This is a genomic window from Leucobacter muris (assembly GCF_004028235.1).
GTDB classification, from domain to species: domain Bacteria; phylum Actinomycetota; class Actinomycetes; order Actinomycetales; family Microbacteriaceae; genus Leucobacter; species Leucobacter muris.
Genome location: NZ_CP035037.1, coordinates 646,382 through 659,597, shown reverse-complemented (window position 1 = coordinate 659,597; position 13,216 = coordinate 646,382). Strand labels below are relative to the sequence as shown.

At 71.4% G+C, this 13,216-nt stretch carries 11 protein-coding genes; 7 read left to right on the top strand and 4 right to left on the bottom strand.

Annotated features, from left to right (window positions below; translation table 11 throughout):
- Positions 1-28: 28 nt before the first annotated feature.
- Positions 29-520: an inorganic diphosphatase gene (ppa, locus tag Leucomu_RS02995; RefSeq protein WP_128386289.1), complete on the top strand. Its 492-nt coding sequence runs from the start codon at positions 29-31 to the stop codon at positions 518-520.
- A gap of 153 nt (positions 521-673) precedes the next feature.
- Here ppa and Leucomu_RS02990 read toward each other — a convergent pair whose 3' ends face one another.
- The 3 genes from Leucomu_RS02990 to Leucomu_RS02980 form a co-directional block, all read right to left on the bottom strand.
- Positions 674-1,996: a murein hydrolase activator EnvC family protein gene (locus Leucomu_RS02990; protein WP_128386288.1), complete on the bottom strand. Its 1,323-nt coding sequence runs from the start codon at positions 1,994-1,996 to the stop codon at positions 674-676.
- Between the two features lie 104 nt (positions 1,997-2,100).
- Positions 2,101-3,282 (bottom strand): acyl-CoA dehydrogenase family protein, encoded by a 1,182-nt coding sequence (locus tag Leucomu_RS02985; protein WP_164884593.1) that lies wholly within the window; start codon positions 3,280-3,282, stop codon positions 2,101-2,103.
- A gap of 152 nt (positions 3,283-3,434) precedes the next feature.
- Complete coding sequence (locus Leucomu_RS02980; protein WP_017882915.1) at positions 3,435-3,899, bottom strand: Lrp/AsnC family transcriptional regulator; 465 nt, start codon at positions 3,897-3,899, stop codon at positions 3,435-3,437.
- A 208-nt stretch (positions 3,900-4,107) separates the two neighbouring features.
- On the opposite strand from Leucomu_RS02980, the gene Leucomu_RS02975 reads away from it, so the two are divergent.
- On the top strand, positions 4,108-5,376 hold the full coding sequence (locus Leucomu_RS02975) for an MFS transporter (protein WP_017882914.1): 1,269 nt from the start codon (positions 4,108-4,110) through the stop codon (positions 5,374-5,376).
- A 7-nt stretch (positions 5,377-5,383) separates the two neighbouring features.
- Here Leucomu_RS02975 and Leucomu_RS02970 read toward each other — a convergent pair whose 3' ends face one another.
- On the bottom strand, positions 5,384-6,145 hold the full coding sequence (locus Leucomu_RS02970) for a FadR/GntR family transcriptional regulator (protein WP_017882913.1): 762 nt from the start codon (positions 6,143-6,145) through the stop codon (positions 5,384-5,386).
- Positions 6,146-6,438: 293 nt separating this feature from the next.
- Between Leucomu_RS02970 and Leucomu_RS02965 the strand changes: the two genes are divergently transcribed.
- The 5 genes from Leucomu_RS02965 (at position 6,439) to Leucomu_RS02945 (ending at position 13,198) form a co-directional block, all read left to right on the top strand.
- Entirely contained in the window at positions 6,439-7,959 is a 1,521-nt protein-coding gene (locus Leucomu_RS02965) for an ABC transporter substrate-binding protein (RefSeq protein ID WP_128386285.1), read from the top strand.
- Between the two features lie 100 nt (positions 7,960-8,059).
- Positions 8,060-9,007, top strand: a complete 948-nt coding sequence (locus tag Leucomu_RS02960) for an ABC transporter permease (protein WP_128386284.1) — start codon at positions 8,060-8,062, stop codon at positions 9,005-9,007.
- Position 9,008: 1 nt separating this feature from the next.
- On the top strand, positions 9,009-9,920 hold the full coding sequence (locus Leucomu_RS02955) for an ABC transporter permease (RefSeq protein WP_017882910.1): 912 nt from the start codon (positions 9,009-9,011) through the stop codon (positions 9,918-9,920).
- The gene (locus Leucomu_RS02950; RefSeq protein ID WP_128386283.1) at positions 9,917-11,719 is read left to right on the top strand and encodes an ABC transporter ATP-binding protein; all 1,803 of its coding nucleotides are present in this window, start codon (positions 9,917-9,919) and stop codon (positions 11,717-11,719) included. Before Leucomu_RS02955 ends, Leucomu_RS02950 begins: the two co-directional genes overlap by 4 nt.
- A gap of 75 nt (positions 11,720-11,794) precedes the next feature.
- Positions 11,795-13,198 carry an amidase gene (locus Leucomu_RS02945; protein WP_128386282.1) on the top strand — a complete coding sequence of 468 codons (1,404 nt, stop codon included), beginning with the start codon at positions 11,795-11,797 and terminating at the stop codon, positions 13,196-13,198.
- Positions 13,199-13,216 lie beyond the last annotated feature (18 nt).

Below are 13,216 nucleotides of genomic sequence, written 5' to 3'. Positions count from 1 at the left end.
CACGCGACAGAAAGCAACGGAGGAGCGCATGACCGCAGCATTCGACGCCGTCATCGAGATCCCGAAAGGGAGCCGCAACAAGTACGAGGTCGATCACGAGACCGGTCGCGTCTACCTCGACCGCGTGCTCTACACGAACTTCGTCTACCCGACCGACTACGGCTTCTTCGAGGAGACGCTCGGCGAGGACGGCGATCCGCTCGACGTGCTCGTGCTGCTCGACTACCCCGTGTTCCCCGGCGTGGGCATCAAGGTGCGCCCGGTCGGCGTGCTGCACATGAGCGACGAGGCCGGCGGCGACGACAAGGTCATCGCGGTGCAGTACAAGGATCCGCGCTGGTCGCACATCCAGGACGTCGACGACATCCCCGAGTACACCCGCAAGGAGATCCAGCACTTCTTCGAGCGCTACAAGGACCTCGAAGAGGGCAAGTGGGTGAAGGTCGACGCCTGGGGCTCGGCCGCCGACGCCGAGCAGCTCATCACCGAGGCGCAGCAGCGCCTCGCAGACGAGCACTGAGGCTCAGCTCGGCGAGGAACGAGCCGCGCGCGCAGCAGCGCCTCGCGAACGAGCACTGAGGCTGAGCGCGGCGGGGCACGAGCCGCGCGCGTGGCCGAGGGGGCTCGGGATCATGGATCCCGAGCCCCTCCCCGTGTGAGTTCCGCCCGCGCGCTAGAACGCGATGTAGAACGCCGGGTTGACGAAGTCGTACCAGCCGCCGTCCTGGTTGGGGCGCATCTCGAAGTGCAGGTGGCAGCCGGTGCTGGCGCCGGTGGTGCCGACGAAGCCGATGGTCTGGCCGGCGTTGACCCACTGGCCGCCGCTCACGCTCGCCCACTGCACCATGTGGGCGTAGCGGGTCTGCCAGCCGTTGGGGTGGTTGATGTTGACCATGTTGCCGCCCCCGCCCGGATCCCAGTAGGCCATGGTGACGGTGCCGGCCTGGGCCGCCACGATCGGGGTCCAGCAGGCCGTGGCGAGGTCGATGCCGGTGTGGTTCCATCGGCCCGGCGATCGGAAGCCCTCGGAGACGTAGTAGCCCGAGGTGGGCAGCACCCAGCCGTTGCTGGTGGCGGGTGGCGGGGGCGCGATCACACCGCCGCCTCCACCGCCTCCGCCGCCACCGCCGCCGCTGTTGGCGGCCTCCTGGGCGCGGCGCAGCGCCTCGGCGGCTTCGGCGGCCTGCCGCTGGCGTTCCCGCTCGGCGGCGATGCGCTGCTCCTCCTCGATGCGCAGGCGCTCGCGGTACCCGGTGACCGTGGTGGTCGTCTCGTCCTTCAGCGCTTCGAGCTGCAGCTGCAGCTCGCGCTGCTGGGCCTCCTGAGCGCGCACGCGCTCCTCCTGAGAGGCGGCGGCCTCGGCGGCGGCCTGCTGCTTCGCCGCGTACTCCTGCCGCAGCACCTCGCGCTCGGCGCGGGCGCTCTCAGCCTGCTGGCTCAGCGCGTCGGCGGTGTTCGCGGCCTGCTCGGCCTGCTCTGAGAGCTGCGTGTTGCGCTCGGTGGCCTTCGACATCGAGGCCATGCGCTCGAGCAGCGCATCGGTGGTGCTGCCGTCGGAGTCGAGGAAGAGCTCCATGCTGCGGTCGACGCCGCCCGAGCGGTACATCTGCGCGACGATCACGCCGGCGCGATCCGCGGCCTCCTCGGCCTCCTTGCGGCTCTCCTCGGCCTGGCGCTCGAGGTTCTGCAGCTTCTCGGTGGCGCGCGAGAGGTTCTCCTCGGCTGTGTTCAACTCGGCCATGGCCACGGAGGCGAGGTTGCGCAGGCGGTCGAGCTCCTGCTCGCTCGCGGCGAGGAGCCCCTCGATCTCGGTGACCTTCTTGCTCGCGCTCGCCTCGTTCTGCTTCGCCCGCTGCACGTCGTCCCAGGTGGGGAGGTCGAGTGCGTGAGCGGGCGTCGCCGCCGCCTGCCCTCCGACGAGCAGTCCGGCGGCGAGCACGCAGCTGCCGAGCACACCGATGGCGCGCCTCAGCGCCCCCGAGTTCTTCTTCGCCATATCCCCTGACCCGTCTTCGGACTGTGTGATCCCAGCCAACGGTAACACTCCCGTTCCTCGAGCGCACCGCGGCCGGCCCGCACCGCCGATATCCGACGCACGGCTCAGTCGTTGAGCAGGGCCGCCGCGAACATGGGTCGGGCGGCGTCGACGCCGGGCGGATGGAAGATGCCGGCCGCCGCGTCGCGGTAGAGGCGGCTCGCCTCGTGCTCGCCGTCGAAGCCGGCTCCGCCGCAGCAGATCAGCGCGGTCTCGGCGCAGCGGCGGGCGGCGTTGCCGGCGTTGATGCGCGTGCTCACGAGGTGCAGGGGCCAGCCGGCGCCGTGGTCGATGAGCTCGTCGAGATCCCGAGTCACGGCATCGAGCTGCGCCGGCACCGCGAGGAACTCGAGGTGCGCATCGGCGAGTCGGGTGCGGTGCTCGGGCACCTCGGCGAGGCTCGTGTCGCGGCGGGCGGATCGGCGCTGCCGCAGCCCGTCGGCGGCGACGTCGAGGGCGCGCCTCGCGAGGCCCGTGTAGACCGAGGCGACGAGCAGCTGGAAGTTGCTCGCGATCGCGAAGGTGAGCAGGTCGGGGTGATCGCCGGCGGGGATGCGGCGCGCCACGCGATCCGCGGGCATCGGCGCACGGTCGAGCGCGGTCGCGCGGCTGTGCGAGGCGCGCATGCCGAGCACGTCCCATCGCTCGGAGACCGTGACGCCCCCGCCGTCGCGCTCGAGGAAGCCGAAGACGAGGGTGGGCTGCTCGGGGTCGCTCTCGTCGAGCCCATGCACGATGAGCCTCGTCCAGACGGGAGAGAGCGAGGTGAAGATCTTGACGCCCGTCAGGCGGTAGCCGCCCGCGCCGTCGGGTTCGGCGCGGGTGGCCGAGCCCTGCAGCACCCAGTCGTTCGACGGCTCGCTGATGCCGAACGCGAAGATCTCGCCCGCCTTCGCCTCCTCGAAGACCCGCCCGAGCGAGCGGTCGCCGCGCGCGAACATGGCATGCACCACCCCCGTGCACATGAGGTGCATGTTGACGGCGAGCGCGGTGGCGGGGGCTGCGGTGGCGAGCCGCTGCTGCAAGCGCGACACGTCGGGCAGCGTGAGGCCCGGCCCGCCGTACTCCTCGGGCACGAACAGCTCGAGGTAGCCGCGCTCGCGCAGCTCGGCGAGATCGTCGTCGCAGAAGCCGTTCTCCCGATCGGTGACGGCGGCGCGTTCGCGGAAGCGGTGCAGCAGCTCATCGGGCAGGTAGCGTTCGGAGAGCCGCGCGTGGCGGGCCTCGCGATCCTCGGTCGCGCTCATCGTGCTTGTCGTGCTCGTCGTGCTCGCGTTCTCACTCACCCGGCCATGCTATCGAGCGGCCTCCGCGGGGCGCTGACCGAGAGCGGAGACGGGGTCGGGGCACACCGGGGTCTTGTTCGGGATCGGGATCCGGCTTCCCCGATCGCCCTCGCTCACTCCCCCGCCGCGAGCAGCGCGGTGACCCGGTACGGGATGACCTCGCGCAGGAAGAGGCTGGTCGATGTGCGGTTGATGCCGGGGCAGAGGCGGATCTCCTCGCTCACCCGGTAGAGGTCGTCGGGGTCCTTCGCCACCACGCGCAGCAGCAGGTCGGTGCTGCCGGCCGGCGCGAAGCACTCGAGCACCTCGGGGATGTTCGCGAGCGCTTCGACGGCCTCACCGATCTGGTGCTGGTCGAGCTCGACCTGCACGCTCGCTCCGACGGGGCGGCCGAGCGCGGCCGGTGCGATGCGCGCGCTGTGCAGCCGCAGCGCCCCCGACTCGCGAAGCCTCTCGAGTCGTGTCTGCACGGTGCCGCGCGCGAGGCCGAGACGCATGGCGATCATGGCGGTCGGCATGCGGCCGTCTTCGTCGAGCAGGGTCAGGATGCGTCGGTCTGTCGCGTCGATCCCGTTCACATTGCCCACTTTCTGCCCGTCTAATCCATTCATTATTGACCATATTGATCAATGGGACCAGATTCGCTTGCGCGATTCGTCGCATACCGCTGTACTGGCTCGCAGGGCGCGGTCAGCGCACCGACCCGGCACCGCGAGCGCAGCACCCCGCGCTCGCGGTTCGAATCGCAGCACCACCCCCGCTGCAGAACCGAAAGCGAACACGCACGTGAGCACCACCCCCGCCCTCACCTCCCCGGAAACCGAGGCCGCCGGTGCGACCCCACCCGGCATCGCGCTCCATCGACCGAGGCTGCGCGCGACGCTGACCGCCCTCACCCTCTTCAGCCTGCTCGCCGCGGCGAACCTGGCGACCCCGCTCTACCCGCTCATCGAGCGGCGGCTCGGCATCGACAGCTTCGGCGTGACGATCGCGTTCTCGAGCTACGTGCTGAGCCTGCTCGCGGGGCTGCTGCTCTTCCGCCGCCTGAGCGACGTGCTCAACCGCCGCACCGTGCTGGTCTGCGCGCTCGCGGCGACGGCGACGGCCACCCTCGCTCTCGCGTTCGCCCCCACCCTCGCGTGGTTCTGCGCCGCGCGGGCCGTGCAGGGCCTCGCGATCGCCGCGGCGACCGGCACGGGTTCGAGCGCCCTGCGCGTGCTGCTGGCGGGGCGCTCCGATCTCAGCGGGCGCCTCACCCTGCTCGCCACCTCGGGCGGTGTCGCCGCCGGGCCGATCCTGGGCGGGCTGCTCTCGCTGCTCGGGATCGAGACCGTCGCGCCGTTCATCGGCTGGTCGATGCTGCTGCTGGTGCTGGCGCCCGCGATCCTGCTGATCGCCCCGCACCGGGAATGCCGCCAGGAGGCGGGGGCGCGCATCGCCGCGGCCTCCGCCGAGATGCGCGCCGCGGAGCCCGACCCCGCAGCCGAGACCCGCACCGACGCGAACTCGGCGATCCGCTTCGCTGCCGTCGTCGGCTTCGCGAGCTTCGCGCTCTTCGGACTGTGCCTCTCGCTCGCCCCGTCGCTGCTCTCCGAGATGCTGGCGACAGACTCGCTGCCGCTGCTCGGCCTGCTCGCCTCGCTCGTGCTGCTGGCATCGGCGACGATGCAGCTGCTCCCCCTGCGCGGTGCGTGGCGCGCCCCGCTCGGGCTCTCGCTCTTCGCGGCCGGCATGCTCGCCCTGGGCTCGGCTCCGACCGCCTCGGCGCCGGCGCTCTTCGTCGCGGGCAGCCTGCTCGCCGGAGCGGGCCAGGGCATCGCGTTCCAGGCGGCGTTCGGCGCGGCGGTCGCCGCGGTGCCCCAGTCGCGTCACGCGTCGACCGTCAACCTGGTCTACGCCGTCACCTACCTCGGCAGCGCGCTGCCGGTGCTGGGGCTCGGCCTCGCCGCCCGCGGCGTCGGGCTCGCGCCGGCGGTGCTGGGCTTCGCGATCCTCGTCGCGTGCGGCTGCGCGCTGCTCGCGATGCGCGCGGGGCGCCGGATCGCCCGGCGCTGAGCGCGGCCTAGGCGCGCCCGAGGAACCGCTCGAGTGACTGCTGGTCGGCTTCGCTCAGCATGGAGCTGAAGCGGTCGGCGAGCGCGGTGCGGGCGATCCGCCCGGCCTCCGCAGCGTCGCGGCGCTCGATCGCCTCGAAGAGCCCGGAGTCGATGCGCACCGATTCGAGCTTCACGCTGTTGTCGCCCGGGCTGCGCTCGGCGTCGCGCTGCAGCAGGCCGCGCAGCGCGCCCCACACGGCGTGTCCGCTGAGCGCGAGGATCTGATTGCCGCTCGCCTCCCACACGCGCTCGTGGAACGCGAGGTCGGCGTCGGCGAAGTCGGGGGCGTCGGCGTCGGCCGCGTCGCGCATGCGATCGATGGCCTCTCGCATGAGCTCGAGCTCGGCGTCGGTGTGCCGGATCGCGGCGAGCTCGCTCGCGGATCCGTCGAGGATGATGCGGTACTGCAGCAGCTCGGCGAGGTCGAGGGAGGCGGTGCCGAGCATCGTGCGGAACGAGCGTCCGAGCGTGTCGGGCGACGGGGCCAGCACGACGGGACCGCCACGGGTGCCGGGCCGGGGTTCGAGCAGGCCCATGCTCTGCAGCACGCGCAGCGCCTCGCGCACGGTCGGGCGGCTCACCCCGAACTGCCCCATGAGGTCGCGCTCGCTCGGCAGCTGGGATCCCACGGGGAACTCGCCCGAGAGGATCGCGTGCTCGATCTGCTCGACGATCCGCTGGTAGGTGTAGACCGGCGAGGCGGCGGTGAAGCTGTGCGAGGAGGTCAACGCTGAGGCTCCTTGGGGCGCGTCGGCTGGCAGAGGCGCCTTCAGTCTAGTGCCCGGCGCGGGCCGGGCAGTCGGGGTTTCCCGTTCCCGGCCTATGCGCCGGCTCTGTTGCACCAAGTGGCCTTACCATCTATCCTGTTGCTTGTCTCTCAGTGCTGAGAGCGTGATCGACGGCATCCCTGTTCGATGGCTCCTCGCACACCGACGACAATGGCCTGGGGCAGGTATCACGCCCCGACGCCACATGCCCGATACGCCGACCCGGTCGGCACTCCCTGCGACAGGAAGCAAAGATGCGACGCAAGACACCACTCATCCTCACCGCGGCACTCGCCACGGCCACGGCGCTCGTGCTCGCGGGCTGCTCGGCCGGCTCCGGCGGCAGCACCGGCGCGGGCGACACCGCCGAACGCACCTCGGCCACCGTCGCGCTCACCGCCGCACCCGTCAACCTCGACTTCACCACCACCGCCGGCGCGGCGATCCCGCAGGCGCTCATGTCGAACGTCTACGAGGGCCTGGTCGAGATCAACCAGGAGGGCGACATCGTCCCGCTGCTCGCCGAGGATTGGAGCCTCAGCGACGACCGCAAGACCTACACCTTCAAGCTGCACGAGGGCGTCACCTTCTCGAACGGCGAGCCCTTCACCGCCGAAGACGTGAAGTTCAGCTTCGACCGCGTCAAGACCGACTGGACCACCACTCTCAAGGGCAAGATGGACGTCGTCGAGAGCGTCGAGGCGCTCTCCGACACCGAGGTCGCCGTGCACCTGAGCCAGCCCTCCAACGCCTGGCTGTTCGACATCGCCACCCCCATCGGTGCGATCTTCACCCCCACCGGCGTCGACGACCTGGCGAACGCCCCCGTCGGCACCGGCCCCTACGAGGTCTCCTCCTGGACCCAGGGCGAGAGCCTCGTGCTCGACACCCGCGACGACTACTGGGGCGACGCCCCCGGTGTCGAGCAGGTCACCCTGAAGTACCTCGCCGACGCGACCGCGACCACCAACGCCCTGCGCACCGGAGACGTCGACGCGATCGTCAACCTGCAGGCCCCCGAGCTCGTGAGCACCTTCGAGGAGGATCCCGCGTTCGAGGTCGTCTCGGGCACGTCGAGCGGCGAGATCTCGCTCTCGCTCAACAACCGCATCGCGCCCTTCGACGACGTGCGCGTGCGCCAGGCGGTGCTGCACGCGATCGACCGCCAGGCGATCATCGACACGGCGTGGAACGGCTACGGCTCGCTCACCGCGACCTACGTGACCCCGCTCGAGCCCTACTACGTCGATCTCAACAACGCCTACGAGTACGACCCCGAGAAGGCCAAGGATCTGCTCGCGGAGGCCGGCGCCGAGAACCTCGACATCACCTTCAAGGTGCCGACCCGCCCCTACGCGCAGGCCGTCTCCGAGATCGTGGTCTCGCAGCTCGCCGAGGTGGGCATCAACGCCAAGATCGAGTCGTCCGAGTTCCCCGCCGTGTGGCTCGACGACGTGTTCACGAACCACAACTACCAGATGACCACGGTGCTCGCTGTCGAGGCGCGCGACCTGCTCACCGTCTTCAACAACCCCGATTACTACATCGGCTACGACAACTCGAAGATCGCGCCCATCGCTGCCGAGGCCGACGCCGCAGACGAGGCCGGCTACATCGAGGGCATGCAGCAGGTGCAGCAGCAGATCGTCGACGACGCCGCGAGCGGCGTGCTGTTCCTCTTCCCGAACATCGTGATCACCGCCGCGGGCCTCGAGGGCGTGCCGGAGAACGCGATCGTCGAGGCGCTCGACCTCACCGAGCTCTCCTGGAAGTAGCGACACCCGGTCCCCGGTCGCAGCTCCGAGGCGCTGCGACCGGGGGCCGCCCCGTACCCCCGTTCCGAGCCCGCCGACCCGGGCTGCGACAAGGAGCCCCATGGCCATACGACTACTCGTGAACCTCGCCCGCTTCGCGGTGACGTTCCTCGTGGCGACCGTCGTCGTCTTCCTCTTCATGCGGCTCATTCCCGGCGATCCCGCGCAGGTCGCGCTGGGCGTCAACGCCAGCCCCGAGCTGCTCGCCCAGATGCGCGAGCAGTTCGGCACCGACCGGCCGCTCGCCGTGCAGTACTTCGACTGGGTCGGCGGCCTGCTGCGCGGCGACTTCGGGGTCTCCTACGTCACGCGCCAGGACATCAGCCCGCTCGTCATCGACCGGCTGCAGGTGAGCCTCATCCTCGTGCTCACCGCCATGGCGGTCGCCCTCCTCGTCGCGATCCCGCTCGGCACCATCGCCGCCGTGCGCCACCGCGACTTCTCGGGCATCGCGATCGGCGCCGTGTCGCAGATCGGCGTCGCGATCCCCGGCTTCCTCGCGGGCATCCTGCTCGTCATCGTCTTCTCCCTCCAGCTCGGATGGTTCCCCGCCGGCGGCTGGACGCCGCCGAACCAGGACTTCGGCGAGTTCCTGCGCCGGCTGTTCCTCCCCGTGCTCGCCCTCGCATCCGTGCAGGGCGCGATCCTCACCCGCTACGTGCGCAGCGCCGTGCTCGAGATCATGAGCGAGGACTACCTGCGCACCGCCCGCGCGAAGGGCCTCAGCAAGACCGGCGCGCTGCTCAAGCACGGCATGCGCAATGCGGCGATCCCCGTCATCACGGTCACCGGCGTGCAGATCGCCGCGCTCATCATCGGCGCCGTCGTGATCGAACGCGTCTTCGTGATCCCGGGCCTCGGCTCGATGCTGCTCGACGCCGTGGGCAACCGCGACCTGCTCACCGTGCAGTCGCTCGTGATGGTGCTCGTCGCGATCACCCTGCTCATGAACCTCCTCATCGACGTGATCTACACCATCGTCGACCCGCGCATGCGAAAGAGCTCCTGACATGGACACCACGCAGAACCCCGTCCCCTCCAGCCAGGCCCCGCGCACGAGCGCGATCGCCGCTCCCCGCGTGCCCCGCCGCCGCATCGGCCGCCGTCGCCTCTCCCCCACGCTCATCGCTGGCCTCGTGCTCGTGGGCGTCGTGGCGATCACCGCGCTGCTGTCGTTCGTGTGGACGCCCTACGATCCCGTGCAGGCGAACCCCGCCGACCGGCTGCAGGGGCCGAGCCTCGCCCACCTCTTCGGCACCGACAAGTACGGCCGCGATCTCTTCTCGGGCATGCTCGTGGGCGCCCGCATCACCCTCTTCGTCGGCCTCATCTCGGTCGGCATCGCGCTGCTCATCGGCACCCCGCTCGGCATCATCGCCGGCATCCGGGGCGGCTGGATCGAAGAGGTCATCATGCGCACCTCCGACATCGCCCTCGCCTTCCCGGCGCTGCTGCTCGCGATCATGTTCGGCGCGGTGTTCGGCCCGTCGACGGTGTCGGCGATGATCGCGATCGGCATCTCGACGATCCCGGGCTTCGCGCGCGTCGCAAGATCCGGCACCCTCCAGGTGATGAGCACCGAGTACGTGCTCGCGGCGCGCGCCGCGAGCCAGTCGCGGTTCCGGATCGCGGTGCGCCACGTGCTCCCCAACATCATCGGCATCGTCGTGGTGCAGTGCTCGGTCGCGTTCGCGCTCGCCGTGCTCGCGGAGGCGGCCCTGAGCTTCCTCGGCCTCGGCACCCCGCCGCCCACGCCCTCCTGGGGGCGCATGCTGCAGGAGTCGCAGCAGTTCCTCGGCACGCACCCCTCGCTCGCGATCTTCCCCGGCGTGGCCATCGCGATCGCGGTGATGGGCTTCAACCTGCTGGGCGACGGCCTGCGCGACCGATTCGATCCGAAGCTGAACGGAGGCCGCTCATGAGCGCCACCCCCGAGGCGGCCGGCGCGCCGCTGCTCACCGTCGACCGCCTGCGGGTCGCAGCCGGCGAGCGCACGCTCGTGCACGACTTCTCGCTGCACATGCAGCGCGGCGAGCGCATCGGCCTCATCGGCGAGTCCGGATCGGGCAAGTCGATGACCACCACCGCGCTGCTCGGCCTGCTGCCCTCCGGCGTCACCGCCACGGGATCGGTGCGGTTCGGCGACTCGCCGCGCAACCTGCTCGAGACGCGCGACTCCGAGCTCATGAAGATCCGCGGCAACGACATGGCGATGGTCTTCCAGGAGCCGCTCACCGCGCTCAACCCGCTCATGCGCGCCGGCGACCAGGTCGCCGAGATCATGCTGCAGCACCGCACCGTGTCGAGCAAGGCCGAAGCGCGCCGCCGCGCGATCGAGATGCTCGACGCGGTGAAGCTGCCGAACCCCGCCGAGGCCGCGCGCGCCTACCCGCATCAGCTGTCGGGCGGCCAGCGCCAGCGGGTGATGCTCGCGATGGCCCTCGCCAACGACCCGAGCCTGTTGCTCTGCGACGAGCCCACCACCGCCCTCGACGTCACGGTGCAGCGCCAGGTGCTCGACCTGATCCTCGAACTCGTGCGCGAGCGCGGCACCGGCCTGCTCTTCATCACGCACGACCTCGCGGTGGTCGCGAACATGTGCACACGCGTGCTCGTGATGAACCAGGGCGAGATCGTCGAGGAGGGACCGACCGAGCAGGTGTTCACCCGGCCCCGGCACCCCTACACGCGGGGTCTGCTGGCGGCCTCGGATCTCGAGGCGACCGACGCGAACGGACGCCTCTTCACCGTCGCGAGCGCCGCGTCGTACGTGCCGCCGACGCCAGAGGAGGAGCGCGCCGCCGAGGCCGCACTGGTCGAGCGCGAGGCGCAGGCCGCCGCCGAGGCGGCCGACACCCTGGAGGCCGGGGCCGGCACGACCGGCACCGACCCCGCGGCGGCCGCCCACGCCGAGCCGGTGATCCGCGTCACCGACCTCGTGCGTACCTACTCCCGCGGCCGCACCAGCCTCCTCAAGCCGGCGCCCCTCGTGCACGCGCTCAAGGGCATCTCGTTCGAGGTGCCCGAGGGCGGCCGGCTGGGCGTCGTCGGCGAGTCCGGATCCGGCAAGTCGACCCTGCTGCGCATCCTCGCGGGCCTCGACCAGCCCACATCGGGCAGCGCCGTGGTCGCGGGCAACGAGGTCTCGGGTGCGCGCGAGTCGCAGCTGCGCGAGCTGCGCCAGAACCTGCAGATCGTGTTCCAGGACCCGATGGGCTCGCTCGACCCGCGCATGACCGTCGAGCAGATCATCTCCGAACCGCTGCTCGTGCGCGGCCGCGACGAGAGCGCCGCGCAGCGCTCCCGCATGGTCGCCGAGATGCTCGAGGCCGTGGGGCTGCCGGTCGACTCCGCCGAGCGCTATCCGCACCAGTTCTCGGGCGGTCAGCGCCAGCGCATCTCGATCGCCCGCGCGCTCATCTGCCGGCCGAAGGTGGTGGTCGCCGACGAGCCCGTCAGCGCGCTCGACGTGTCGGTGCGCGCGCAGGTGCTCAACCTGCTCGCCGACCTCGTCGAGGAGTACGGGCTCACGCTCGTGTTCGTGTCGCACGACCTCGGCGTCGTGCGACATCTCTGCGACTCGGTCGTCGTCATGCAGTCCGGCGAGATCGTCGAGGCCGGCGACACCGAGACCGTCTACAACGCACCCGAGCACCCGTACACGCAGCGCCTGATCGACTCGTCGCTCACGCTGAGGCAGGAGCTCGCCGGAGCCCGCTGAGGCGACCGCCGCTCCACCGCTCCAGCCCTCCCGATCCGCAGCCCCGCGGCCCCGCGCCGCAGTGAGGAGATCCACATGACCGACCCGCAGCAGATCATCGCCCTCGACGCAGGCGCTCTCTCGGCGGCCTACGAGACCGGCGAGCTCACACCCGGCGAGGCCGCAGAGGCGGTCATCGCCCGCGTCGAGGCCCGCGAGCCCGAGCTGGGCGCCCTCTACCTGTTCGACCCCGAGCAGGTGCGCGCCGACGCCGCGGCGTCGACGGCGCGGTGGCGGTCCGGGCAGCAGCGGGGCCCGTTCGACGGCGTTCCGGTGACGGTCAAGGAGAACATCGCACGGGCCGGGCAGCCGAAGCCCTCGGGCACCGCGATCCCGAACCCGCCGATCGCCGATCGCAACGCCCCCACCACCGACCGACTGCTCGAGGCCGGCGCCGTGATCGTCGGCTCGACCACGATGCCCGACTGGGGCATGCTCTCGTCGGGCGTCTCGAGCCTGCACGGCATCACCCGCAACGGCCTCGACCCCGCGCTCACCGCGGGCGGCTCCAGCGCCGGCGCGGGCACCGCGGCCGCCGCCGGCTACGGCCCCCTGCACGTCGGCACCGACATCGGGGGCTCGATCCGCCTGCCCGGCTCGTGGCAGGGACTCACCGCGCTCAAGCCGAGCGAGGGCCTCATCCCCCTCGACGTGCCCTACACCGGCCGCGCCGCAGGGCCCCTCACCCGTACGGCCGCCGACGCGATCCGCCTCATGTCGATCGTCGCGCAGCCCGACCCCCGCGACTACCTCACGCGCCCCTACCAGCCGATGGACTGGTCGACCGAGCCGCTCTCGCCCGCCGGCATGCGCGTCGCGCTGCAGCTCGACGCCGGATCGGGCCTGCCCGTCGAGGCCGAGACCCGCGCCGCCGTCGAGCGCGCCGCGCAGCTCTTCGCCGACGCGGGCGCCACCGTGGTGCCGCTCGATCCGTTCGTGCCCGCCGAGGTGCTCGACGGGCTCGTCGACTTCTGGCGCAGCCGATCCTACGCCGACTACGAGGCGCTGACCGAGGCCGAGCGCGCCTGCGTGCTCCCCTTCATCGCCGAGTGGTGCAGCGCCGGCGCCGGCATCAGCGCGGCGCAGACGGTGCGCAACCGCGGCTGCGCCGACACGATGGCGCAGCTCACGCGCGCGGCGACCGAGCCGTTCGATCTCGTGCTGTCGCCCGTGACCCCGGTGGCCGCGTTCGCCGCCGAGGATCCGATGCCCATCACCGACCCGCTGCAGACGATGGGGCACATCTCGTTCACCGTGCCCTACAACATGTCGGGGCAGCCCGCCGTGTCGGTGAACGCGGCGGTGCAGGCCGACGGCCGCACCGTGGGCCTGCAGATCGCGTCGCGGATCGGCAGCGACGATCGTCTCCTGCGCGTCGCCCGCTGGTTCGAGACCGTGCGCGGCGAGGCCGCCGCGGTCGACTGGGCCTCGATCGCGTAGCACTCGGGTCGCATCCCC

Coding starts and splice junctions, on each gene's coding strand:
- ppa (WP_128386289.1), top strand. CDS start 29: ATGACCGCAGCATTCGACGCCGTCATCGAGATCCCGAAAGGGAGCCGC.
- Leucomu_RS02990 (WP_128386288.1), bottom strand. CDS start 1,996: ATGGCGAAGAAGAACTCGGGGGCGCTGAGGCGCGCCATCGGTGTGCTC.
- Leucomu_RS02985 (WP_164884593.1), bottom strand. CDS start 3,282: ATGAGCGCGACCGAGGATCGCGAGGCCCGCCACGCGCGGCTCTCCGAA.
- Leucomu_RS02965 (WP_128386285.1), top strand. CDS start 6,439: ATGCGACGCAAGACACCACTCATCCTCACCGCGGCACTCGCCACGGCC.
- Leucomu_RS02960 (WP_128386284.1), top strand. CDS start 8,060: ATGGCCATACGACTACTCGTGAACCTCGCCCGCTTCGCGGTGACGTTC.
- Leucomu_RS02955 (WP_017882910.1), top strand. CDS start 9,009: ATGGACACCACGCAGAACCCCGTCCCCTCCAGCCAGGCCCCGCGCACG.
- Leucomu_RS02950 (WP_128386283.1), top strand. CDS start 9,917: ATGAGCGCCACCCCCGAGGCGGCCGGCGCGCCGCTGCTCACCGTCGAC.
- Leucomu_RS02945 (WP_128386282.1), top strand. CDS start 11,795: ATGACCGACCCGCAGCAGATCATCGCCCTCGACGCAGGCGCTCTCTCG.